Origin of the sequence: Streptomyces sp. 4F14 (genome assembly GCF_048159485.1) — a bacterium.
Lineage (GTDB): Bacteria > Actinomycetota > Actinomycetes > Streptomycetales > Streptomycetaceae > Streptomyces.
The window spans coordinates 292,548-315,992 of the sequence record NZ_JBLRVY010000005.1; the positions used below are offsets into that span (position 1 = coordinate 292,548).

Here is a 23,445-nt window from a genome sequence, read left to right on the forward strand (position 1 = left end):
AGCAGGCTGGCGGGGGGAGAGCCGCGTCGTACCGAACTGTGAGGTGGACCTTGACGAGTACCGCTGGCCCGGAGGGGCGGTACCGACTGGGCAGGATCGGCGCGTCGTTGCTGCTGCTGATCCCGCTGCTCACGCTGACGGCCGCCTCGGGGCAGGGCAGCGCCGAACCGGGCGCGGGCGTGACCGCCGCCGGGGACACCCGGATCGCGTACGCCGGGACCAAGCACCGCAGCCTCGGCGATGTCACGGGCGCCACCACCAGCACCCCGGTGTTCGGCACCGGCGCCACCCACTACGACACCCAACCCAACGCGCTCGGCGACCAGTTGGTGTTCACCAGCCTGCGCGACGAGAAGACCCCGCAGGTCTATCTGCGGGCCGCGGACGGCTCCGTGCACCGCCTCACCACCGGCATGAACGCCGCGCACCCCCGGCTGACGCCCGACGGGAAGTCCGTCGTGTTCGACGCGGGGACGACCCAGCGCGACCTGTGGCGCATCGGCACCGACGGCAAGGGCCTCACCCAGCTCACCGACTCCACCGCGAACGAGACGTACCCGACGGTCTCCCCCGACAGCACGCGCATCGCGTACGCCAGCGACGCCAACCCCCTGGTGGGGCAACAGATCTACGTACGGCAGCTGAGCGGCGGCACCGCGACGATGGTCACCTCCCCGGCCAACGGGACCGCGAGCGAGCCCGCGTGGAACCCCGTGAACGACGACGCGAACCGGGACTGGATCGCGTACACGGCGACCACCGACGGCGTGGGACGGCTACGGGTCGTCAACGGGAACGGCGGCGGCGACGAGACGCTCCTCGCCGGCAACTACGCGCAGTGGCGCGGGCATTCGGTGGCCTGGAAGCCCGACGGGAACGGGGTGATCTTCCTCAGCCCCGAGATCACCTGCGACTGCGAGGGCAACCGCGACCACCTGTTCGCCACGGAGGCGCACTCCGGCACGGAACCCGACGTGCTGAACCAGGAGGACCGCGAACTGCGCACCCCGACCTGGTTCGGTCCCCTGGACGGCGGCCACGCCATCCTCGAACACACCACGGGCACCACCGCGAACGCCGTGACGCTCCAGGACATCCGCTCGGACGGCGTCGACCCGCGCGACCTGAACGTGCCGATCCTCAACGAGGATCCGGCCGCCGACACCAACACCGACCCCACCAAGGACCCGCTGTTCCAGCCGGGCGCGAACTTCGACCCGTGGACGGAACGCCAGAACTACACGCCCGACGGCCGCCGCCTCGTCGTCACCCGCTTCGAAGGCGACCCGGGAAGCCGCGTCGAGCGGATCTGGACCGTCGACGCCGACGGCACGAACCCGCAGCCCATGCGGCTCGGCGGGCGTGAGTCCGCCGACTGGGACACCGACCCGACCTTCTCCCCCGACGGCAAGTCCCTCGCCTTCACCCGGACTTCGCCCGGTGGCCTCGGACAGCCCAGCCGCATCCTCGTCGCCGACGTGGCGAGCGGCAACATCACCGGGCAGATCGTCCCGCCCGAGGGCGAGCTGACCGGCCGCGACGCGCAGCCCACCTGGTCCTCCGACGGGAAGACCCTCGCGTTCACCCGCAGCGAGGTCATCGGCGACAGCGGCGGCAACAAGCACATCTGGACCGTGCCGGTGAACGACCTGGCCCGGCAGGAGGACCTGAGCCTCAAGGCATGCCCGGGCACCTGCCAGGTCATCGACGACAGCCCGGCGTTCTCGCCGGACGGGCTCAGCATCGTCTTCAACCGCAAGAACGGCGGCGGCGCCGTCGACGAGCGCAACGGCCTTCTCCTGACGTCCCTTTCGGGCACCGGCTGCAAGGTCCTGCTGCCGGCCGGGGCGCCGGGGTGCTCCACCCAGTTGCCGGACACCACCGTCAGCGGCCCGCACCAGCCGCGCGACGCCGCCTGGACCGCCGACGGCAAGTCCCTCGTCTTCTCCTCCCGGGAGACCGTCGCCCCCAACAGCCCCGAGAAACTCCGTACGCTGGACATCGCGACCGGTGAAGTCACCGCGCTGACCGCCCAGTTGGACGGACGGCAGAAGGAACCCAGCGTCCAGCAGTCCGTGGACCTCGCGGTCAAGGCGCCCGACACCGTGCCGACCGTCACCGTCGGGACGTCCACGACGATCGGCGTCGACCTCGTCAACAACGGGCCCGCCGCCTCGCCGGGAACGACGCTGACGATCACCCCGCCGAGCGGCGTGCAGATCACCGGGCTGACCTTCCCGGGCGGGACCTGCACCGCCGCCTCCCTCCAGTGCGACGTGGGGGTCGTGCCGCCCGGCGAGACCGTACGGGTGACGGTTACCGTCACCGGGGTCACCGTCGGGGACGCGCCCATCGGCTGGAACGTCACCGGGACCGTGCTCGATCCGCAGCCGACCGACAACACCGGGCGGACCGTCGTGCCGGTCGGCGAGGAACCGCCGCCGTCGCCGACCCCCACCCCGACCCCGACGCCCACGCCGTCGCCCACGCCTCCTGCTTCCCCGACGCCCCGGCCCACCCCGCCGCCCACGTCGCCCCCGGCGCCCGCGCCCCAGGCCGGCCCCGGCCTGAGCCTCACCGCCCAGCCCAACCCCGGGTACGTCGGCGGGCGGGTCGTCGTCACCTACACCGTCCGCAACGGGCGCAACGCCCTCGCCACGGGACTGCGCCTGAAGATCGGGCTCCCCGCGAACATCCCCAACAACGGGCCGCCCGCCGGATGCGACGCCAGCTGGAGCTGCGCGCTGCCCGACCTGGCGCAGGGCGCCAGCACCGTCGTCCAGGTCGTGCTGAGTCCGGACAAGGCGGCCACCGCGCAGCTCACCGGGACGCTCACGACCACCGGGACCGACGCCGATCGCGGGGACAACACGGCCCGGCAGCGGCTGCGGATCCTCCAGCCGAAGATCGTCGCCGTGCCGGAGATCGGGAAGCCCGGGTTCGTGACCTCCGTGCGGGGGACGGACTTTCCGCCCGGGACGCCGGTGAAGTTCACCTGGAAGCCGGGGATCACGGCCGCCGCCGCGCCGACGATCCCGCTCGCCGACGGAACGTTCATCGGGCAGCTGCTGATCCTCGCCAAGGACCAGACCGGGCCCCGGATCATCACCGCCAGCGGGCCCGGTTTCTCGCCGGTGACCACCGACTTCCTCGTCGTCCTCGGAACGATCCAGCCGCCGGACGAGGTGACCCGCCGGTGATCCACGAAGTCGACGAAGGACTGCGGCGGCTGCTCGGCGAGTCCGGGCTCGAAGCGTCGGGCGTGGACGTCGTGCTCGACGCACCCACCCGGGAATGGGCGGCCCGCCGCAGCGCGCCCACCGTCTGCGTCTTCCTGTACGACATCCGCGAGGACGCGACCCGGCGGGGGAGCGGGGCCGGTGAGGTGTACGACGACGAAGGGCATCTCGTCGCCCGGCGCTCGCCGCCCCGGTGGTTCGACCTGACCTACCTGGTGACCGCCTGGGCCAACCGGCCGCAGGACGAACACCGGCTGCTGTCGCAGGTGTTGACGACCCTGGTCGCCACCGACGTGCTGCCCGCACGGCTGTTGACCGGGTCGCTCGCCGAACTCGGCCTGACCGTCGGGCTCGACACGGCCGGGACCGGCCTGGACGGGCCCGCCGCGTCCGACGTGTGGTCCGCGCTCGGCGGGGAGCTGAAGGCGTCGCTCGGGCTGCGGGTACGGGCTCCGCTCGCCGGGGCGACACGCGCCGCCGCGCCGCCGGTCACCGAAGGGCTCGTCGTGCGGTCCTCCGCCTTGAGCGGGGACGGCGAGGTGACGCCCGGACGCCGGCTGCGGTATCAGGAGGTCAGTGATCCGGGGGCCGAGGGGTTCTCCGGGCCCAGAGAACGAGGGGCGGCGCCGGCCCGGCGCCGGCGAGGGGATCGACAGCCTTGACGGACACGGAGTTGTGGGAGCGGCTGGGGCTGGTCGAGGAGCGGGTACGGGGAGCCGTCGCGGCGCGGAAGGCGGGGGACCCCGACCCCGACGATCCCTATCGGGGGCAGTACCTCACACCCGACGCCGTCGAGCGGATCCTCGACGGGGTCGGCGGGCTCGACGTGCCTCCGTACGAGGTGTGGGAGCCGGATGCCTCGTCCGTACTCGGTTTCATGGCCCGGCAGTTCGGGTTGTCGTCGCTCGATCTCGACCTGCTGCTGATCGCCGTCGCGCCTGATCTGGATGCGCGGTTCGAGCGGTTGTACGGGTACCTCAACGACGATCTCACCCGACGCCGGCCCACTGTGGGACTGGCGTTGGAGTTGTGCGGAGCTGCGGGGGCGTCGGCTGCGCGGTTCCGGCTGGGGGCGGGGGCGCCGCTCGTCGAAGGTGGGCTGATCGAGGTCGCCGAGGGGGAACGGCCGCCGCTGTCACGGGTGTTGGTCGTGCCGGATCGGGTGACCGGGTATCTGCTGGGGAGCGCTGCTCCTGATGTGCGGCTCGCCGGGGTGCTGGGGGAGGGGCGGGCGGATCCGACTGCCGAGGGTGAGGAAGTGCGGGTTGCCGCGCAGGCGTTGGGGACGGGGTTCGTTCAACTGCGCAGCCGGGGCGGGGATGCTGAGGGGCTGGCCGTTGCCGCGTTGCGGGAGGGTGGGTTCGGGGCGCTCGTCGTGGACGCGGGAGTGGTCGGGCGGCGGGATGTGGCTGTGCCGGCCAGGGTTGTCGCCCGGGAGGCGCGGTTGAGGGGGGCCGGGGTGGTGTTGGGGCCGTTGGAGGCGTTGCCCGATGAGCCGGGGGAGCGGGGGAGGGTGCTGCGGGAGGTGTGCGGGGCGCTGCGGGGGGTGCCGTTCTTCGTGCACGGGAGGGGGGCTTGGGATCCGGGGTGGGCGGATCGGACGCCGGTGGTGCTGACGGTGGGGGCGGTTTCGGTGGAACGGCAGGTGGAGAGGTGGCGGGGGGCGTTGGAGGGGGCGGCGCGGGGGGTTCTTGGGGTGGAGGCGGGAGGTGTGGCCGGTGGGCTGGGTGCGGGGGGTGTGGGGGGTGCGGGCGGTGGGCTCGGCCTGGCTTCGGATGCCGTCGATTCGGATGCCGTCGTTTCGGATTCGGCCCAACCCGCCCACGGCATCCCCGACTTCGACGCCCTCGCCCGTGCCGTCGCCGCGCATCGGCTCGACTCCGGGCAGATGCGCCGTGCCGCCGATGTGGCCGTGCGGGTGGCCGCTCTCGCCGGGCGGGCTGTCGGGCCCGATGATCTGCGGGTCGCCGTGCGGGCGCAGAACGGGGCCGGGCTCGATCGGCTCGCGCGGCGCGTGGAGCCCGGGGTCGGGTGGGACGACCTGGTGTTGCCGCCGGGGACCTATCGGCGGCTGCATGAGCTCGCCGTACGGGCGCGGCATCGGGATCAGGTGCTCGGGCAGTGGGGGATGCGGCCCGGTGGGGGGCGGGGGCGGGGGGTCATCGCCCTGTTCGCGGGGGAGTCGGGGACCGGGAAGACCATGTCCGCCGAGGTCGTCGCCGCCGACCTGGGCATGGATCTGTACGTCGTCGACCTGTCCACCGTCGTCGACAAGTACATCGGCGAGACCGAGAAGAACCTCGAACGCATCTTCACGGAGGCGTCCGCCGTGAACGCCGTGCTCCTCTTCGACGAGGCCGACGCGATCTTCGGCAAGCGGTCCGAGGTGAAGGACGCGCACGACCGGCACGCCAACATCGAGTCCGCGTACCTGCTCCAGCGGATGGAGTCGTTCGACGGCATCGCGATCCTGACGACGAACCTGCGCGCCAACCTGGACGAGGCGTTCACCCGCCGCCTGGACGTCGTCGCCGACTTCCCCGTCCCGGACGCCGCCCACCGCCTCGACCTCTGGGACCGCTGCCTCGGCAACCGCCTCCCCCGCGCCGACGACCTCGATCTCCCGTTCTGCGCCGACCGGTTCGAGCTGGCCGGCGGTTCCATCCGCGCCTGCGCGGTCACGGCGGCGTACCTCGCGGCGGAGTCCGAAGGGCCGCTCACTATGCGGCTGTTGGTGACGGCAATCGCCCAGGAGTACCGGAAGCTGGGCCGGTTGGTGCTGGAGAGCGAGTTCGGGCCGTATCTGGCGGAGGCGATCGGGGCGTAACGCCTGGCGACGGGCGGCTGGGCGGGGAGGCGGCGCGGGCGTCAGGGGGCAGCCGGTGGCGGGCCGGGAAGGCGAGGGCCGCGAGGGCACATCCGGCGTCCGGAAAGGCAGCCCGTCTGCCCCCGGGCATGGCCCCGTGTCCCTGTCGTACCAGCCGTCCCACCAGCAGACTCGGCCTGGTTACAGGTGCCCCGTCAGGAACGCGAAGGAGCCAGCATGCCGACGTACCTCACCCCGGGCGTGTACGTGGAGGAGGTGCAGTCCGGTGCCCGACCGATCGAAGGGGTCGGCACGGCCGTCGCCGCGTTCGTCGGATTCGCCGCGCAGGGGCCCTTCCACACCCCGACGCTGGTGACGAGCTGGGACCAGTACACCCAGCTGTTCGGCGGGTTCGTCGAGGGGACGTATCTGTCCCTCGCCGTCTACGGGTACTTCTCCAACGGGGGCGGCGCCGCGTACATCGTGCGGATCGGCGGCGCCGCCGAGAGCAACGGCGGCGGCTCGACTCCCGCTCAGCCCAAGGCCGTTGAGCCGATCGAGGTCGGCGGCTTCCTCGTCGCCGCGAAGCCCGGCGTCACCGGCGTGAGCGTCGAGGTCGCGGACGCGGACGGCGAGAACCCGCCCGAGGACCGCTTCAAGCTGCTCGTCCGCAAGGGCGGCGACGTCGCGGAGACGTACGAGGCGTCCTCCCGCAAGAACGTCAAGGGCTACCTGGTCACCCAGGCCCGCGCCTCCAAGCTGATCGAGGTCACCGAGCAGCGCGGCGCCGCCCAGACCCGCCCCGCGACCGGCACCCTCGCCGTCCCGGACGCCCCGGCCGCGCCCGCCGCGTCCAACGGCGCCGTCGCGCGCATCGACCCCGCCGAGTACGTCGGCGACGCGGGCGCCCGCACCGGGTTCGGCGGCCTGGAGACCATCGACGAGATCACGATGGTCGCCGTGCCCGACCTGATGAGCGCCTACCAGCGCGGCGACATCGACGCCGAGGGCGTACGGACCGTGCAGCTCGCCGTCATCTCGCACTGCGAGCAGATGGGCGACCGGGTCGCCGTACTCGACACGCCCCCCGGGCTGAACGCGCAGCAGGTGCGCAACTGGCGTAACGACGAAGCGGGTTACGACTCGCGGTACGCCACCCTCTACTACCCGTGGGTGCGGGTCTTCGACCCGGCCGTCGGGCGCAACACCACCGTCCCGCCGAGCGGTCACGTCGCCGGCGTGTGGGCGCGCAGCGACGCCGAGCGCGGGGTCCACAAGGCGCCCGCCAACGAGGTGATCCGGGGCGCCGTCGACCTCGAACTGCGGCTCAGCAAGGGCGAACAGGACCTGCTGAACCCGATCGGCGTCAACTGCGTCCGCGCCTTCCCCGGCCGGGGCATCCGGATCTGGGGTGCGCGCACCCTGTCGTCCGACCCGGCCTGGCGCTACCTCAACGTGCGCCGGCTCTTCAACTACCTCGAAGAGTCCATCCTGTTGGGCACCCAGTGGGTCGTCTTCGAGCCCAACGACGACCGCCTGTGGTCGTCGATCCGGCGCAACGTCACCGCGTTCCTCACAGAGGAGTGGCGCCGGGGCGCGCTGTTCGGCCGTACCGCCGAAGAAGCCTTCTACGTGAAGTGCGACCGCGACAACAACCCCCAGGAGTCCATCGACCAGGGGCGCGTCGTCTGCGAGATCGGCGTCTCGCCGGTCAAGCCCGCCGAGTTCGTGGTCTTCCGGCTGGCCCAGTTCTCCGACAGCACCAGCCTCATCGACGAGTAACTCGCGGGCTGAACAGGAAGGTTGACAGACAGTCATGGCAACAGGTGACGCTCTTTCCACCCACGTCTTCGGTGTGCAGCTCGGCGGCTATCTCGTGGAGTCCATCCAGGAGATCAGCGGGCTGACCGTCGAGGAGGAGGTCGTCGAGGTCCGCCAGGTCAGCGCCGAGGGCAAGCAGATCATCCGCAAGCAGCCGGGTGCCCGGCAGGCCGGCGAGATCACGATCACCCGAGGGCTCGACCAGAGCAGCGAGTTCACCGAGTGGATCAAGGAGACCCTGAACAACGGGGCCGTCAACTCCGCCCGGCAGAACCTGACGATCGAGATCAAGGACACCGAGGGCAACACGGTCCGCCGGATCCAGCTCATGCAGGGCTGGGCCTCCAAGTGGGAGGGCCCCTCCCTCAAGGCGGGCGAGTCGGCCGCTGCCACGGAGTCCGTGACGATCGTGTTCGAGGAGATCATCGTCGAATGAGGCGACGTACGGTCACGGCCGGGAACCTGGAGGAGATCCTCCAGGCGACCGCGCCCGCCGCAGCCCAGACACCGGAGCCGGCGGCCCCCGCCGCCGCTCCGGCTCCGGCGCGGTCTTCCCAGGACACCGGTCTGCGCACCGAGTTCGAGTTCGAGCTGCCGCGCGGGTACGTCGATGAGACGGGCACCGTCCATCGGCACGGCGTGATGCGGCTCGCCACCGCCCGCGACGAGCTGCGCCCGCAGATCGACCTGCGGGTCAAGGAGAACCCCGCGTATCTCAGCGTCGTCCTGCTCAGCCAGGTCATCACCCGGCTCGGCACGATCAGCGACGTCCACGCGGGCGTCGTCGAGCGCATGTACGCGACCGACGTCGCCTTCCTCCAGGACTTCTACCGGCGCATCAACAGCGAGGGGCACACCCGCGCGGCCGTCACCTGTCCGCACTGCGAGGGCGGCTTCGAGGTCGATCTCTCGGGTGGGCGCCTGGGGGAATCGTGACGTACGCGCTTCCCCGGCTTCGGGAGGAGATCGCGTACGTCGCCTATCACTTCCACTGGCAGCGCGAGGAGATCCTCGACCTGACGCACGAGGAGCGGCGGCAGTGGGTTGCCGAGATCGCTCGGATCAATACGCGTGTGAATGAAGGCGGTTGAGCAGATGGGGTGGCGGGACTGGCTGGGGCGCCGGGCCGTTGCGCAGGAGGTCTCCGGCGCCGGGGAGTCTGTGGCTGCGGAGTCTGTGGCTGGGGAGTCTGCGGCTGTGGGCTCGGAGGCTGCTGTCGGGGCTGCGTCCACCCTGCCCGGGGACTGGGACGGGGGGTGGCGGCGTACCTCGCCGCCCGCGCTCACTGTTTCCCGTGCGCCGCTGGGGGTCAGTGACGGGCTGACGTTCCGGTCCGGGCTGGCCGCTTGGCAGGATCCTTCCTTCGACTCCGGGCTTGGGCATGCTGTGTTGGGGTCTGCGCCGGGTGGGGTGGTGCAGGGGGTTGCTCGGGTGGGCGGGCCTCGGTCCGCGCCGGTCGAGGGTGGGCCGTTGCTGTTGAGGGCTGTGCAGCGGGCGGAGGAGGTTGAGGAGGGTTCTGTTGTGGGGGGCTCTGCTGCTCCGGTTGTGCAGCGGGTTCAAGAGCGTGAGCATCAAGGCGGGGTGGAGGTGGGGGCTGAGGTTCGTCGCGGGCAGGCGGGTGCGGTTTCGGTTCCGGTGGTGCGGCGGGTTGCTGTGGTGCCGGGTTCTAGAACTGGGTCGGGCTCTCGTGATGTGGAGAGGCATACGGAGAGTGGGGCTGGTGCCTCCTCTCCCGTTCAAGTTCGTCCGGCTGGGCCCTCGTTGACTGTGGCCCGGCGGGCTGTCGCGCCTGTGCGGCGGGTTGCCGTGGTGCGGACCGGTGGTGAGGCCGGGGCGTCGGTGCCGTCCGGTCGTGGGGTTGTGCAGCGTGCTGCCTCGCGTGAAGTGGGGGGTCTCGGGGCGCCGTTGGGGGAGCTGCCCCTCAATGCCATACCCCTGACGCCGGATGCGCCTTTGAGTGGCGGTGGGGTCCAGGGTGGGGCTGGGGCGGCGTTGCCCGTTGTGCAGCGGCAAGTTGAGGGTGATGGCGGCTCGGGGGCGGTGCGTGGGGATTCGGGGGCTCGGGCTCGGGGTGGGTTGGGGGCGCCTATGACGTCGTTGCCTGCGAGTGCTGCGGTGGCGGGCGGTTCCGGGAGGGCGCCGTTGTTGGGGGAGGGTGGGGTTCAGCGGAGGCTTGCGGGGAGGGCGGAGGGTTCGGGGGAGCGGCAGGGGGCGGATGCGGCGCCGTTGGTGGTGCCGGTTGTGGCTCGGGCGGTGGCTGAGGAGGCCGGGGCGTCGTCGGTCGTCAAGGGCGGTCGGCCGGAGGGTGCTTCGGGTTCCCGTGTTGTGGATGACGGGGGTGGTGAAGGTGTCGTGCAGCGCGCTTCGGCTTCAACTGGTGCGCCGTCGCGGGTGGGTGACGGGTCTGGTGCTCAACCAGTGCGTGGGGGCGGGGAGTCCGGGGTCGTCGTGACTCCGGTCGACTCGGGTTCCGGTTCGGTCGGGGCTCAAGGGGCGGGTGTCCCGGGGCCGGTTGTCGGTGCTCGGGCTTCGGGCGAGGGTGACTCGGGTGGGTCGCCGCGTGTACAGACTTCGCCGGGTGCGGGTGCGGGTGCGGGTGCGGGTGCTGGCTCCGGTGGCGGGCGTTCCGCTGGTGTCGGGGGCGGTTCCGGTGCTGTTCAGCGTGCTCAAGCTTCAAGTGGTGCTGCTCGTGGTGCGGTTGATGGGGCTGAACGCCGTGGAGGGGCTGGGACGCAGGGCAGTCAGGAGGCGCCCGGTGCCGGAGAAGGCTCCGGTACTGCGGCAACTCGCGCTCAGGGGCCGGTTGTCGTTCCGGCTCCGGCCGGTGGTGCCGGGGATTCCGGGGCGGGGGCTCCGGGGCCGGTGGTCGTGGCTCGGGCCTTGGCCGAGGGTGACTCGGGCGGGGCAGCGCGTGCGCAGTCTTCGTCCGGTGCCGGGCGGGCGGCGGGTGCCGGGGACGGTCTGGGTTCCGGGTCCGGTTCGGATGCCGGAAAGGGGCGGGGCGCCGGGTCCGGTTCGGGTGCTGTCCAGCGGGCGCAGGCTTCAACTGGGTCTGCCCATGCTGCCGTTGAGCCTTCCGGAGGCGCGTCGGCTTCGGGTTCGGCCGGTGCTCGGGATGCCGCCGGGCGCGGGCCCGTCGTCGTACCTGCTCCAGCCGCGAGCGCTGCTGTGGAGGGTCCCACGCCGGTCGTCGCGGCTCGGGCCGAGGGCGGTTCTCAGGGGTACGAGGGGACTGGCGCCCAACGTGCCGCCGAGCCCCGTGCGCGAAAGCCCCGTACGCCGGGCGCCCCCACTCCCGTCGTCGTGACCCGGTCCGTGAGCGGCGATTCCGGTACCGGCTCCGGGCAGCGGCAACTTCGGGGCGCTGCGGGGCCGTTGACCGTCAGCCGTGCCCTCGGGGACGTCACGCCGCGCGCTCTTCCGCTGCTCCCCTCTCGTCCGCTCACCCTCAACACCCGTACCGCACAAGGCATGGCCCCCTCCGCCGCCCCGGCCTCCAGTCGACGTCCGGTCGTGGCCGCACGCTGGGCCAACTCCGGCTCCCAGCCCGACACCCGCTCCAACCTCGCGCCCCCGGCCGCCCCCGCCCCGCAGCGCGGACCCGCGTCCGTGCAGCGGGCCCCCGGCACCCCGGCGCCGGTTGCCCGGCCGGGGGCCGGGACTTCAGCCTCGTACGGGCAACGCGCCCCCGGCGACACCACGCCAACTCCCGGTGCACCGGCTCCCGTTCAGCGCGTTCCCCTGGTCCGGCCCGCTCCTCCCCAGCAGGAGGCCGCGCCCCGGATCGTGCCCGCGCGGCCCCTGCCCGCAGTCGCGCCGCAGGTGGAGGCGCCGGTCGCGCCGGCTTCCGTGCCGCCCGTTCCCGTCGTCGCGCGGACCGTCGTCGACAAGGCGCCGGCCGTGCAGCGGGACACGGCTGCGGGCAAGGCGCCGGCGCCCCAGGTCGACGTACAGCGGAACCCGGCGAAGAAGGCGGGCGGCACCACTTCCGGCACCACTTCCGGGTCCGGTGCCGCTTCCGGGCGGGGTGAGGACACCCCGGCCGATCCCGATCTCGACGACCTCGCGCGGCGGCTGCTCGATCCCGTTTCCCGGTTGCTGCGTACCGAGTTGCGGCGCGGCCGGGACCGTACGGGACGCCCCTACGACGGACGCCGCTGAGGCACGGAACGGATGACGGACGGATGACGGACAGCATTTTCGCGACGAGCGTGTACTTCCGGCTCGCGATCGGCGGTGATGATCTCGGCGCGTTCCACACGTGTTCGGGGATGGGCGCCGAGGTCGAGATGGAGACGTACGCCGAGGGCGGCAACAACGACTTCACCTGGCAGTTGCCGGGGCGGGTGACGTGGACGAACATCACGCTGACCCGGCCGGTGACCGCCGACACGGCGAAGATCGCCCGGTGGCTGGACGAGACGCTGCGCAGGGTCGAGCCGAAGGACGGCGAAATCGTCGCCTTGCGGCCCGACTTGAGCCAGATCATCAGCTGGCAGGTGTTCGGGATCGTGCCCGTGCGCTGGCAGGGGCCGTCCTTCGACCCGTCCGACTCCTCGGCCGCCGTCGAGACGCTGGAGATCGCCCACCAGGGGCTGCGGCCCTCCTGATCCGTACAACCACCCCAGAGAGAAAGGAGGTTCGGCATGGCATCCTCCCGATCCAGCCGCGTCAGAGCCCAGTTGACGCTGAAGGAACCCCCACCGTCCGTCGGTGCCAAGCCCGGCGGGACGATCGCGCGCCTGGACCTCCAGTTCAACCCCTCGACGCTGCAACTGAGCAAGTCCGCCGAGTGGCGGCGCACACCCTCCCGGATGGCCGGGCAGTCCGCGCTGCCCGAGTTCGTCGGAAGCGGCCCGCGCACGCTGAGCCTTGAGGTGTTCCTCGACGCGACCGCCAAGCACGACAAGTCGGTCGAGCAGGCCGTCGAGAAGCTGCTGAAGGCGTGCGTGCCGACGCCGACGAGCCTCGGCCGCAAGAAGCCCGCGAGCCCCTGGGTGCGGTTCGAGTGGGGGTCGGCGCGGACGACGTCGTTCGACGGGGTGGTGTCCAGCCTCTCCGTGTCCTACACCCTCTTCGACGTGGACGGCACGCCCCTGCGGGCGACCTGCTCGCTCACGATCGAGGAGGCGACCGTCGACCCGGCGGGCCAGAACCCGACGTCCGGCGCGCGAACAGCCCGCAGTACGCACACCGTTGTGGCCGGGGACAGCCTCGCCATGCTGGCCTGGCGGGAGTACGGCGACGCGACCGCCTGGCGGGCCATCGCCGAGGCGAACGGGATCGACGACCCGATGTCCCTCGTACCCGGCACCGAACTGATCGTGCCGGGCCTCAGGGACGCGGAGGAGGAAGGGTGAGCGCAGTGCAGGGGTGTTCTTCGGCTTCGGGGAGGCACCGTGCCTGAGCGCGGCGGTCGTGCCTTCGCGGTCGACCCGGTCATCGAGGCCCCCGGTGAGCTGCCGCCCAACTGGGTCGCGCAGGTGGTGAGTTGTGTCGTCGACGAGAACGTCGGCCTGCCGGACTCCGCCGTGATCACCTTCCGCGACCCCGACCACGAGTTCCTCACGGCGACCGGGATCACCATCGGTACGCCGCTGAAGGTGTCGGTCGTGACCGTCGCCGGTCAGGCCCGCGAGCAGTTGTTCAACGGCGAGGTGACCGCGCTGGAGATCGACCGGGACCGCACCGGGACGTTCACCGTCGTGCGCGCCTACTCCAAGGAGCACCGGCTCCAACGCGGCCGCAAGGTCGTCGCGTTCAGGAACATGACGACCGCGGCGATCGTCCGGAAGGTCGCCGCGGGCGCCGGCCTCCCGGTCGGGACGGTCGACGCCGGCTCGATCACGTACAAGCAGCTCTCCCAGGCGAACGTCTCCGACTGGGACTTCCTCCAGTTCCTCGCGGCCGAGAGCGGCGCACAGGTCCGGGTGGACGACAAGGGGTTGCTCCAGTTCACCAGGCCGAAGAAGGCGTCCGGGGCGCCGTCGCCCTCGGCCACCCGCAACCCGCTGGTCCTGACGTACCCCGACAGCCTGTTCGCGATGCGGGTCGCCCTGTCGACGGCCGACGGCGCCTCCGAGGTGGAGGTGCGGGGATGGGACGTCACCAACAAGAAACCCCTGGTGTCCCCGAAGGCGTCGGTCGTCAGTGACACGGTGACCCCGGGCCTGAAACCGGCGGCCGCCGCGAAGTTCGGCAAGTCGAAGCTGACGGTCACCGACACCCCGTACCGGACGCTGGCCGAGACGAAGGCGGTCGCCGACGCCGTCGCCGGTCAGGTCAGCGCCGGTTTCGCGGAGTTGGAGGTGGTCGCCGTCGGCAATCCGCTGCTGCGGGCGGGCAAGCCGGTCGCGCTCGGCAACGTCGGCGAGACGTTCTCCGGCAAGTACACGGCGTCGGCCGTCCAGCACGTCATCGAACCGCACGGCGGCTACCGGACGACGGTCTGGATGAGCACCAGCCCCGACCGCTCTCTCACCGGCCTCGTCACCGGCGCCAACGCGCCCTCGCGCGGGCCGCGCATGCCGGGGCTCGCCATCGGCATCGTGACCGACATCCGTGACACGGCCGGTGGCGAGCGGGGCGGCGTACGGCTCAAGTTCCCCTGGCTGGACGACACTTACGTCACCGACTGGGTGCGGACCGTGCAGTGGGGCGGCAAGGGCGGCGGCGGGGTCTTCAGTCCCGAGGTCAACGACGAGGTCCTCGTCGGGTTCGAACAGGGGTCGCTGGACAGCCCGTACGTCATCGGCGGGTTGTACAACGGGGTCGACCAACCCTCCCCGCACGACGTCCCGTTGGTCGACGGGACGACCGGGAAGGTCAACCGGCGTTCCCTGGTGTCCCGTTCGGGGCACCGGGTCGAACTGCTCGACGCGCGGGCGCCCGGCCCCTCGGGGGTTCGGCTGCGCACCGCCGACGAGCGGCTCGAAGTCTTCCTCGACGACCGGCGCGACCGGATCGAGCTGACCGTCTACGCGCGCGGGAAACGGCAGTTGACGTCCGTCGTCCTCGACACGAAGGGCATCACCCTCGACGCCGGGCGCGGCGACGTGAGCGTGTCCGGGCGCAACGTCGACATCCAGGGACGGGTCGACGTGAAGATCGGCGGGCGGAACGTGACGGTCGACGGCACGAACGTCAACGTCAAGGGCAAGACCGGCGTCACTATCGACGGCGGCCTGCTCGGCGTCCTCAAGGCGAAGCTGATCCGGATCAACTGACGTTCGTTTAAGGAGAGTTCCATGCCGGCCGCAGCCCGTACGGGTGACCCCACCGACCACGGCGGGGTGATCGCCACGCCGCCGCCCGCCGCCGCGACGAAGGTCGCGACCGTCTTCATCGGCGGCCGCCCGGCCGCTGTCGTCGGCAGCGTGCACACCTGCGCGATGCCACCGCACCTGGCGCTCGGACCGGGGAACGTGATCATCCCCAACCCGGCCGGAGTCACGTCCGGGGTCGTCCTCATCGGGGGGCTGCCCGCCGCGAAGGCGCGGGACAAGACGACGTGCGGGGCGACGATCCTGACGGGTGCGATGAACGTGCTGATCGGGGGCGTGTGATGAACACACTCTGGAACAGGGGAAGTCGATGAACGAGCGCTTCATAGGCCGGGGTTGGGCCTTCCCCCTCCGCACCGGCCCCACCGGCGGCATCGCCCTGGTCGAGAAGGACCAGGAGATCGAGGAGGCGATCCGCCTCGTCCTCGGCACCGCCCCCGGCGAACGTCCCATGCGGCCCGAATTCGGCTGCGGCATCCACGAGTACGTCTTCGCCCCCGGCGACGGCGCCACCGCGGGACGCGTCGCCCAGCAGGTCCGCGAGGCCCTCGAACGCTGGGAGCCGCGCATCGCCGTGGACGAGGTCGTCGTCGCCTTCGACGCCGTCGAGGCCGGCACCCTCTACATCGACGTGCACTACACCGTGCGCTCCACCAACGACCGGCGCAACCTGGTCTTCCCCTTCTACACGATCCCCTCCGAGGAGGGGGCCGAGGAAATGGTCGCCGACTGATGGCCCTGCCCTCCCCGAACCTGGACGACCGGCGTTTCCAGCAACTCGTCGACGAGGCGAAGCGGTACGTCCAGCAGCGCGCGCCCGAGTGGACCGACCACAACGTCTCCGACCCGGGCGTCACGCTCATCGAGACGTTCGCCTACCTGGTCGACCAGCTCCTCTACCGCCTCAACCGGGTCCCGGACAAGAACTACACCGCGTTCCTGGACCTGTTGGACATCCGCCTCTTCCCGCCGACGGCCGCCTCCGCCGACGTCGACTTCTGGCTCTCCGCCCCGCAGCCCGACACGGTCACCCTGCCGCCGGGCACCGAGGTCACCACCGCGCTCGGCGAGAGCGCCACCCACGACGACGCCGTCGTCTTCACCACCGTCGACGAACTGCGCATCGTCCCCAGCGAGTTGATCCGCCTCGTCACCGCGCCGCGCACCGGCGAGCAGACCGACCGGACCCGGACCCTCGCCGAGGGCGGCGACGTACCCGCCTTCCAGGCCGCGCCCGAACCCGGTGACGCGCTGCTCTTCGGGCTCCCGACGGCCGTCCCCCGCTGCATCGTCGCCGTCAACCTCGACAGCCGCGTCGAGGGCATCGGCGTCGACCCCCGCCAACCCCCGCTCGTCTGGGAGGCGTGGGACGGGGCCCGTTGGCAGGAGTGCGAGACCGGGTCCGACACGACCGGCGGGCTCAACCGGCCCGGTGAGGTCGTCGTCCATGTCCCCGCCGGGCACACCGCGTCCGTCATCGGGGGGACCCGGGCGGGATGGCTGCGGTGCCGGGTGACCGAGGCCGAACCCGGGCAGCCGTTCTACTCCGAGTCGCCGACCGTCCGTGAGGCACAGGTGTTCACCGTCGGCGGCACCATCGCCGTCGAGCACGCCGAGACCGTACTCGACGTCCCCCTCGGCACCTCCGAAGGCGTCGCCGGGCAGTCCTTCCGGCTCGACCGGCCGCCCGTCCTCCTCGACCGGTCGTTGCCCGAGATCGAGGTGTCCTCCGCCGAAGGCTGGCAGCGGTGGGACGTCGTCGAGCACTTCGGGCGGTCCGGGCCCGACGACCGGCACGTCCGAGTCGACGCCACGACCGGGGAGTTCAGCTTTCCGCCGGTGCTGCGGGAAGCGGACGGGACGCTGCGGCCCTGCGGTGCCGTACCGTCAAAAGGCGCTCAGATCAGGGTGGTTCGCTACCGCACGGGAGGCGGGCCCGCCGGGAACGTCGCCCGGGGCGCCATCTCCGTCCTGCGCAGCTCCGTTCCGTACGTCGCCCGGGTCATCAACCGTGAGGCCGCGCTCGGCGGCGTCGCCGGAGAGACCCTCGACAACGCGAAACTCCGGGCGCCGCAAGCCCTGCGGATGCAGGAACGGGCCGTGACCGCCGAGGACTACGAGATCCTGGCCCGGCAGGCGGCGCCTTCTGTACGCCGGGTCCGGTGTCTTCCCGTGGGCGGAGAGGCGGGCGCCGTAAGGGTGTTGGTCGTGCCCGACGCCGTCGCCGACGAAGGGGACGACCGGCTCCGCTTCGAGCAACTCATCCCGTCCGAGCAGGTGTTGACGTCCATCACCCGCACACTCGACGAACGGCGGCTCATCGGTACGCGGTTGGTGGTCGAGCCGCCCGTGTACCAAGGCGTGACCGTCGTCGCTCGGTTCGCCGCGCCCGCGTCGGAGATCGACCGGGTTCGTGAGGCCGCGCTGGACGCGCTGTTCCGGTACCTCAACCCCCTCAACGGTGGTCCTGACGGGACTGGTTGGCCGTTCGGGCGGCCCGTTCAGTACGGGGAGATCTTCGGGGTTCTCCAACAGGCCACGGGGAACGTCCTTGTGGAAGATGTGCGGTTGTTCGCGGCCGACCCGATCAGCGGGCGGCGGGGGACACCGACGGACCGGATCGACGTGGGGCCGGGGGCGTTGGTGTTTTCGTACCAACACCAGGTGGTTGTCACGGAGTTGGAGGTAGGAGGGTGAGCCGTACACCCGTACTTGAGGTCTCGCCATGAGTAACCGTGCCGCAGTCCCCGGACTCCCCAGCCGCTACCCCATCGGTGAGCAACTCCCCGCCCTCTACGCCGACGACGACCTCGCCCAGCGGTTCACCGCCGGCCTCGACACCGTCCTCGCGCCCGTCTTCGCGACCCTCGACAACCTCCCCTCCTACCTCGACCCCCGCGTCGCCCCCCACGACTTCGTCGCCTGGCTCTCCTCCTGGGTCGGCGCCGAGGACGACCCCCGCTGGCCCGTCGCCCTCCGCCGCGAGGCGGTCGCCCGTGCCGTCGAACTCCACCGCTGGCGGGGCACCGCGCGCGGACTCACCGAGGCCCTGCGCCTCACCCTCGGCGTCCACGCGTCGGTCACCGAGGCGGGCGGCGCGGCCTGGTCGCCGACCCCCGGCGCCGACCTTCCGCCCGCCGCCAGCCCCCTCGTCCGCGTCTGGCCCGACCGGACACCGTCCGTCGACGCCACCCGCGTCCACGAGGTCGTCCGGGCCATGTGCCCGGTCCACATCCACTGCCGGGTCGAGATCCTCTCCGGCCCACCCACCGACGAAGGAAGGTGACGCCGTGCGTGCGTGTCCCGCGTGCGGGGCGTCCAACGGGCCGACAGACGACTTCTGCGGCAACTGTGGGACGTACTTGGGCTGGTCGGAAGGTACGGATGCGGCGAGGCCGGGGCGGCGAGGTTCGAGCGAGCCCGACGCGGACACGCCGGCGCCGGACGGGCCCGAGCCGAGCGCGGCGACGCCGGACGCGCCGGGCTCGGACGGGCCGCCGGAGGACGTGACCGGTTCGGACGGGCCGGCTGGGGCGACCTCTGGCTCGGACGGGCCGGCTTCGGCAGCGTCCGGGGTGAGCGGGTCGGCTGAGGCCGCGTCCGGTCCTGGCAGGCCGGTTCCGGGTGCGCCCGGTCCGGATACGTCGGCTCCGAGCCCGGAAGCCCAGGAAGCGCCGGTCTCTTCGGCCACGGCCCCTTCGAGTACGGGGACTTCGGGGCGGTCGGCGTCAGGTGCGCCCGCTTCGAGTACGGGGACTTCGGGACCGTCGGCATCAGCCGTGCCGACTCCGAACACGGCGACTTCAGGGCCGTCGGCATCAGCCGCGCCCGCTTCGGAGAGGCCCGCTTCGGGCACGTCCGCGCCGAGCACCCCGACCCCGGAGACCCCGACGCCGGACAGCCCCGCTTCGGCCACCCCCACCCCGAGCACGACAACGCCGAGCACGCCGGACTCGGCCGTACCGTCCTCGACCACACCGCCGTCCCCGGAACCCCCCGCAGAGGCCCCCGCCTCCACCACCCCACCCCGTACCTCATCACTGCGCGCCCGCCTGACGGCTCGCACCCGAACCGGAGGGACGGCGCGGACCACACCCGCGTCGGCACCCACCGAAGTTCCCGAACCTCCGGCATCCGCCCCCACGGAAACGCCTTCACGTTCGGCATCCGCCCCCACCGAAACACGGCCGGCACCCACCCCCACCGAGGCTCCCGCACCCCAGCCCCCGCAGGCCCCACCACCCCAGCGCCCCACCGCCCCCAACCCCGTGGGCCCCCGAACCCCCACCACCCCCGTCTCCGAACCCCCGGCCCCCATCCAACCCGTCCTCCCCGGCAAAGCCGCCGCCCCCCGCCCCACAGTCCGCCCCGTCCCCGCCGAGGACGAGGTAACCGGCCCCCCGTGCCCGAAATGCGGTACCCCCAACCCCCCGGGCCGCCGCTTCTGCCGGCGCTGTGCCGCCGAACTGACCGTGACCGAACGCCCGGCGCCCCTCCCGTGGTGGCGCACGGTCTGGCCGTTCAACCGGCGGGTCCGCGCGAACTCGGGCCGGCTGACCCGCTTCCTCGTGATCCTCGCCGTCGTCCTCGCGCTCTGCGCCGCAGGATTCTTCCTCCTCCCGGCAGGCCGGGCCCTCTTCGAGGACACCAGGGACAAGCTGGGCAAGTCGGTACCGATCACCCCGGTGGAGATCAAGGCATCCACCCAAACCCCGAACCACCCCCCGACGAACACCTCGGACGGCATCCGCAACAGCTTCTGGGGCGCCACCCCGGGTGCGACGATCACCTACACCTTCCGCGCCCCGTTCCGCCTGGTGAACACGATCATCACCAACGGTGCGGGCGGCACCCCCAAGGACTACGCCACCCAGGCCCGAGCCCTGGAGATCACCCTGGAGACGACAACCTCCTCGGGCGAGAAACACACCAGGAAACTCACCCTCAACGACAAAGCGGGCGACCAGACCTTCACCACCCCCTTCAGCGACGTAAAGACCGTCACCCTCACCCTCAACTCCCCGGCGGGCCTCACCCAGGGCCGCCAACTGGCGGTAGCAGAGGTGGAGTTCTTCAAACGCTCCTGAGAACCAGCGGCAGGAACACGTCGTCCACGATCGCCACCAAGTCCCGTTCCGTCACCCCCTCCAGCCCGACCAGCATGTCGTACCGCAGCAGGTCGACCGGCAGGCTGATCACCCGCTGGGGGAGGTCGGCGGTCGGGATCTCGCCGCGTTCGGCGGCCCGGGTCAGCAGGGTCGTCAGGACGTTCCGCATCGCCTCCGAGAAGTGCGGGTCCATGTCGGCGACCTCGGCGAGGAGCCCGCGGAAGACGTCCTGGCCGATCTCCCGCTGGCGTTCGAGGGTGAAGCGCATCAGGGCCAGGACGTCCCCCCGGAGGGTTCCCGTGTCGGGGACCTGGTCGATCAGGGAGCCCCGGCGGTGGCGGAGGGCGGCGACGATCAGTTCCGCGCGGTTGTTCCAGCGGCGGTAGAGGACCTGTTTCCCGGTGCGGGCGCGCAGGGCCACCCCCTCCATCGTCAGGTGGGTGTAGCCGACGGCCTGGAGTTCGGCCCAGGCCGCGTCGAGGAGGTCGGCTTCGAGGGCGGCGCCCCGGCGGCGGGTGGGTTCCATGCGGGCTCCTTGAGAGACCTTGCGTCTCTTAATGAGGTGAGCCTATCGTCATACCAACAGTAAGAGACGGGACGTCTCTAAAGGCGACCGAAGAGGGGGAGCCGTATGTCCGAGGTCACCACCCCATCCCGTACGAAGGAACGGCTCGACCCGGCGTTGCTCAGACTCGCCGCCGTCCTCGTCCTCGGCGCCCTCGCCCCCCTCCTCGACAGCACGATCGTCGCCGTGGCCATCCACACCCTCGCCCACGACCTCGACGTATCGACGTCCGCCGTCCAGTGGGTCAGCACCGCCTACCTCCTCGCCCTCGCCGTCGTCGTACCGGTCAGCGGCTGGGCCGTGGAGCGGATCGGCGCCCGGAAGGTCTGGCTCGGCGCGCTCGCGCTGTTCCTCGCCGGGTCGATGCTGTGCGGACTGGCCTGGGACATCTGGTCGTTGGTGGCGTTCAGGGTCGTACAGGGCGTCGGCGGCGGGCTGTTGATGCCGGTGCTCCAGACGGTGATCCTGCGCGCGTCCGGCGGGAAGAACGTGGGCCGGCTGATGGCCGTCGTGAGTCTGCCGGCGCTGATCGGGCCGATCCTGGGGCCCGTCGCGGGCGCGCTGATCGTCGACCACTTCAGCTGGCGGTGGATCTTCTACGTCAACCTGCCGGTCTGCCTGCTCGCCCTGGCCCTCGCCTGGCGTACGCTGCCCCGCCAAGCCGCGTCCCCCGCGCACCCGTTGGACATCACCGGCCTGCTGCTGCTCTCCCCGGCGCTGGCCGCGCTGATCTACGGCCTCTCGCAGCACAGGGCCGTACTCCCGGTCGGCGTCGTCCTCCTCGCCGTCTTCGTCCGGTACGCCCTGCGCCGCGACCGACCCCTCGTGGACCTGCGCCTGTTGCGCAACCGCTCGCTCGCGGTCTCGGCGACGCTGATGTTCCTCAACGGGCTGACCCTGTACGGCGGCATGTTCCTGCTGCCGCTGTACTACCAACAGCAGCGCGGCGCGGACGTGTTGGCGGCGGGGCTGCTGCTGGCGCCGCAGGGCGTGGGGAGTCTCCTCGCGAGGGCCTCCGGCCCGCTGACGGACCGCGTGGGACCTCGCCCGGTGATGTTCACGGGGCTGCTGCTGACCGCCGTGACGACGATCCCGTTCACCCTCGCCGACCCCTCGACGCCCCTGCTCGCCACGGCCCTGGTCCTGCGCGGACTCGGCATGAGCGCCGTCAACATCGCCATCATGGTCGGCGCCTACGCGGACGTACCCGGCGAACACGTCCCCCATGCCAGCACGATCGTCCGCATCGTCCAGCAACTCGGCGGCTCCTTCGGCACGGCGGTGCTGGCAGCTCTTCTCACCCACGGTTTTCCGTACGCGTTCGCGTGGGCGACGGGATTCACGGTGTTCGCGTGCGCGGTGAGCTTGTTGTATCCGGCTGTAAAGAAGAGCATTTGAAAGAATCGCCAAAGAATTGCCAAAGGGGCGGCAGGACCACGAGTCCCACCGCCCCTCAGCACACACCCAACGAATTACCGCGACTGCTGAGCCGGCACCCCACGGGAGATCGGCTCGTCGTCCGTCACCGGCGCACTCGCGGCCGCGACCGCGGCCCCCGTCAGCGTCGCCAGCATCTCGCGCACGTTCGTCAGCTGCGCGTTGATCGAGTCGCGGCGGTTCGTGAGCGCAGCGAGCTCGCGCTCGGACTCCGAACGGATGCGGTCCGCCTTGGCGTTCGCGTCCGCGACGATGTCCTCGGACTGCCGCTGGGCCGTCTCGACGGTCTGCCGGGCCCGGCGCTCGGCGTCCGTGCGCAGCTTCTCGGCCTCAAGACGCAGCTGCTCCGCGCGGTGCTCGATCTCGGCGAGGCGCTTCTCGGCCTTCTGCTGACGCGCCGCGAGGTCCCGCTCGGACTGCTCACGCCGCTTCGCGAGGTTCGTCTCGAAGTCGGCGGCGGCCTGTGCGGCCTTCGCGCGGGTCTCCTCGAAGAGCGCGTCGGCCTCCTCACGCTTGGACTGCGCGTCCTTCTGGGCCTCGGAACGCAGCTGAGAGGCGTCGGACTTGGCCTTCTCGACGATCCGGACGCCCTCGTCCTCGGACTTGGCCTTGCGCTCGGCCGCGAACGACTCGGCGTCGTTGCGGACCTGCTGGGCCGCCGACTCGGCCAGCTCGCGGTGCTGCTCGGCCGCGCGGCGGGCCTCCTCGCGCAGGTCCTTGGCCTCTTCCTCGGCGAGGCGGAGGATCTTCTCGACGCGGGCGCCGAGACCGGCGTACGACGGCTCGGCGTCGGAGACCTGCGCCTGCGCGTTCTGCGTTTCGAGGTGGAGTTCCTCGATGCGCTTCTCAAGGGCGGTGATCCGGGCCAGAGCGCTGTCACGGTCGGAGACGAGCTTCGAGATGCGTTCGTCCACCTGAGCGCGGTCGTACCCACGCCGCACAAGCTCGAAGCCGTAGGGGGAAGTGTCGCTCATGGGGTTCCTGTCGAATGAGACCGGTGAGGTGATAGGTGGAATCCTAGGGGCCGAAGCGGTGTGTCATCGAGCGGATGCGTGTTTGATCTGGAGAATGACGCCCCTTTCGAGTGGCTGATCGACCGAAGGCTTGCCACGGTGCAGGTCGAAGTCCCCGTATTCCCGAAGACTTCAGAACAAAGCCCCCAGACTTCCCCGGAACCTGCACACTC

Annotated in this window: 19 protein-coding genes; 17 read left to right on the forward strand and 2 right to left on the reverse strand. The window is 71.6% G+C overall.

Annotated features, from left to right (window positions below):
• Positions 1-50: 50 nt before the first annotated feature.
• The 16 genes from ACLZOT_RS10720 (at position 51) to ACLZOT_RS10795 (ending at position 20,236) form a co-directional block, all read left to right on the forward strand.
• Positions 51-3,200 (forward strand): hypothetical protein, encoded by a 3,150-nt coding sequence (locus ACLZOT_RS10720; RefSeq protein ID WP_416968555.1) that lies wholly within the window; start codon positions 51-53, stop codon positions 3,198-3,200.
• Positions 3,197-3,901: a DUF4255 domain-containing protein gene (locus ACLZOT_RS10725; RefSeq protein WP_416968556.1), complete on the forward strand. Its 705-nt coding sequence runs from the start codon at positions 3,197-3,199 to the stop codon at positions 3,899-3,901. The genes ACLZOT_RS10720 and ACLZOT_RS10725 overlap by 4 nt, the downstream gene beginning before the upstream one ends.
• Positions 3,898-6,066: an ATP-binding protein gene (locus ACLZOT_RS10730; protein WP_416968557.1), complete on the forward strand. Its 2,169-nt coding sequence runs from the start codon at positions 3,898-3,900 to the stop codon at positions 6,064-6,066. The genes ACLZOT_RS10725 and ACLZOT_RS10730 overlap by 4 nt, the downstream gene beginning before the upstream one ends.
• A 216-nt stretch (positions 6,067-6,282) precedes the next feature.
• Positions 6,283-7,827, forward strand: coding sequence for a phage tail sheath family protein (locus tag ACLZOT_RS10735; protein ID WP_416968558.1), 1,545 nt, complete (start codon positions 6,283-6,285; stop codon positions 7,825-7,827).
• 34 nt (positions 7,828-7,861) lie between these two features.
• Positions 7,862-8,302 (forward strand): phage tail protein, encoded by a 441-nt coding sequence (locus tag ACLZOT_RS10740; protein ID WP_055722142.1) that lies wholly within the window; start codon positions 7,862-7,864, stop codon positions 8,300-8,302.
• The gene (locus tag ACLZOT_RS10745) at positions 8,299-8,802 is read left to right on the forward strand and encodes a hypothetical protein (RefSeq protein WP_416968559.1); all 504 of its coding nucleotides are present in this window, start codon (positions 8,299-8,301) and stop codon (positions 8,800-8,802) included. Before ACLZOT_RS10740 ends, ACLZOT_RS10745 begins: the two co-directional genes overlap by 4 nt.
• On the forward strand, positions 8,799-8,957 hold the full coding sequence (locus tag ACLZOT_RS10750; protein ID WP_319203576.1) for a DUF6760 family protein: 159 nt from the start codon (positions 8,799-8,801) through the stop codon (positions 8,955-8,957). The genes ACLZOT_RS10745 and ACLZOT_RS10750 overlap by 4 nt, the downstream gene beginning before the upstream one ends.
• 2,380 nt (positions 8,958-11,337) lie before the next feature.
• The gene (locus ACLZOT_RS10755; RefSeq protein WP_416968560.1) at positions 11,338-12,027 is read left to right on the forward strand and encodes a hypothetical protein; all 690 of its coding nucleotides are present in this window, start codon (positions 11,338-11,340) and stop codon (positions 12,025-12,027) included.
• Positions 12,028-12,050: 23 nt separating this feature from the next.
• Positions 12,051-12,476, forward strand: a complete 426-nt coding sequence (locus tag ACLZOT_RS10760) for a phage tail protein (RefSeq protein ID WP_416968561.1) — start codon at positions 12,051-12,053, stop codon at positions 12,474-12,476.
• Positions 12,477-12,512: 36 nt separating this feature from the next.
• Entirely contained in the window at positions 12,513-13,226 is a 714-nt protein-coding gene (locus tag ACLZOT_RS10765) for a LysM peptidoglycan-binding domain-containing protein (protein WP_416968562.1), read from the forward strand.
• Between the two features lie 39 nt (positions 13,227-13,265).
• Positions 13,266-15,092: a VgrG-related protein gene (locus tag ACLZOT_RS10770; protein WP_416968563.1), complete on the forward strand. Its 1,827-nt coding sequence runs from the start codon at positions 13,266-13,268 to the stop codon at positions 15,090-15,092.
• A gap of 21 nt (positions 15,093-15,113) precedes the next feature.
• Positions 15,114-15,431, forward strand: coding sequence for a PAAR domain-containing protein (locus ACLZOT_RS10775; RefSeq protein WP_319735969.1), 318 nt, complete (start codon positions 15,114-15,116; stop codon positions 15,429-15,431).
• Between the two features lie 28 nt (positions 15,432-15,459).
• Positions 15,460-15,882, forward strand: coding sequence for a GPW/gp25 family protein (locus tag ACLZOT_RS10780; protein ID WP_416968564.1), 423 nt, complete (start codon positions 15,460-15,462; stop codon positions 15,880-15,882).
• Entirely contained in the window at positions 15,882-17,846 is a 1,965-nt protein-coding gene (locus ACLZOT_RS10785) for a putative baseplate assembly protein (protein WP_416968565.1), read from the forward strand. The genes ACLZOT_RS10780 and ACLZOT_RS10785 overlap by 1 nt, the downstream gene beginning before the upstream one ends.
• 28 nt (positions 17,847-17,874) lie before the next feature.
• Complete coding sequence (locus ACLZOT_RS10790; RefSeq protein ID WP_416968566.1) at positions 17,875-18,435, forward strand: phage tail protein; 561 nt, start codon at positions 17,875-17,877, stop codon at positions 18,433-18,435.
• Between the two features lie 1,030 nt (positions 18,436-19,465).
• The gene (locus ACLZOT_RS10795; RefSeq protein WP_416968679.1) at positions 19,466-20,236 is read left to right on the forward strand and encodes an NADase-type glycan-binding domain-containing protein; all 771 of its coding nucleotides are present in this window, start codon (positions 19,466-19,468) and stop codon (positions 20,234-20,236) included.
• Here the strand turns inward: ACLZOT_RS10795 and ACLZOT_RS10800 are convergent.
• Positions 20,223-20,783 carry a TetR/AcrR family transcriptional regulator gene (locus ACLZOT_RS10800; RefSeq protein WP_416968567.1) on the reverse strand — a complete coding sequence of 187 codons (561 nt, stop codon included), beginning with the start codon at positions 20,781-20,783 and terminating at the stop codon, positions 20,223-20,225. The genes ACLZOT_RS10795 and ACLZOT_RS10800 overlap by 14 nt on opposite strands.
• 105 nt (positions 20,784-20,888) lie before the next feature.
• On the opposite strand from ACLZOT_RS10800, the gene ACLZOT_RS10805 reads away from it, so the two are divergent.
• Positions 20,889-22,220, forward strand: coding sequence for an MDR family MFS transporter (locus tag ACLZOT_RS10805; RefSeq protein ID WP_416968568.1), 1,332 nt, complete (start codon positions 20,889-20,891; stop codon positions 22,218-22,220).
• A gap of 74 nt (positions 22,221-22,294) precedes the next feature.
• Here ACLZOT_RS10805 and ACLZOT_RS10810 read toward each other — a convergent pair whose 3' ends face one another.
• Entirely contained in the window at positions 22,295-23,233 is a 939-nt protein-coding gene (locus ACLZOT_RS10810) for a hypothetical protein (protein ID WP_055720167.1), read from the reverse strand.
• Between the last annotated feature and the right edge of the window lie 212 nt (positions 23,234-23,445).

Bases quoted from the DNA above. Each gene is read 5' to 3' on its own strand.
- ACLZOT_RS10735 (WP_416968558.1), top strand. From the start codon at position 6,283: ATGCCGACGTACCTCACCCCGGGCGTGTACGTGGAGGAGGTGCAGTCC.
- ACLZOT_RS10740 (WP_055722142.1), top strand. From the start codon at position 7,862: ATGGCAACAGGTGACGCTCTTTCCACCCACGTCTTCGGTGTGCAGCTC.
- ACLZOT_RS10745 (WP_416968559.1), top strand. From the start codon at position 8,299: ATGAGGCGACGTACGGTCACGGCCGGGAACCTGGAGGAGATCCTCCAG.
- ACLZOT_RS10755 (WP_416968560.1), top strand. From the start codon at position 11,338: ATGGCCCCCTCCGCCGCCCCGGCCTCCAGTCGACGTCCGGTCGTGGCC.
- ACLZOT_RS10760 (WP_416968561.1), top strand. From the start codon at position 12,051: ATGACGGACAGCATTTTCGCGACGAGCGTGTACTTCCGGCTCGCGATC.
- ACLZOT_RS10765 (WP_416968562.1), top strand. From the start codon at position 12,513: ATGGCATCCTCCCGATCCAGCCGCGTCAGAGCCCAGTTGACGCTGAAG.
- ACLZOT_RS10775 (WP_319735969.1), top strand. From the start codon at position 15,114: ATGCCGGCCGCAGCCCGTACGGGTGACCCCACCGACCACGGCGGGGTG.
- ACLZOT_RS10780 (WP_416968564.1), top strand. From the start codon at position 15,460: ATGAACGAGCGCTTCATAGGCCGGGGTTGGGCCTTCCCCCTCCGCACC.
- ACLZOT_RS10785 (WP_416968565.1), top strand. From the start codon at position 15,882: ATGGCCCTGCCCTCCCCGAACCTGGACGACCGGCGTTTCCAGCAACTC.
- ACLZOT_RS10790 (WP_416968566.1), top strand. From the start codon at position 17,875: ATGAGTAACCGTGCCGCAGTCCCCGGACTCCCCAGCCGCTACCCCATC.
- ACLZOT_RS10800 (WP_416968567.1), bottom strand. From the start codon at position 20,783: ATGGAACCCACCCGCCGCCGGGGCGCCGCCCTCGAAGCCGACCTCCTC.
- ACLZOT_RS10805 (WP_416968568.1), top strand. From the start codon at position 20,889: ATGTCCGAGGTCACCACCCCATCCCGTACGAAGGAACGGCTCGACCCG.
- ACLZOT_RS10810 (WP_055720167.1), bottom strand. From the start codon at position 23,233: ATGAGCGACACTTCCCCCTACGGCTTCGAGCTTGTGCGGCGTGGGTAC.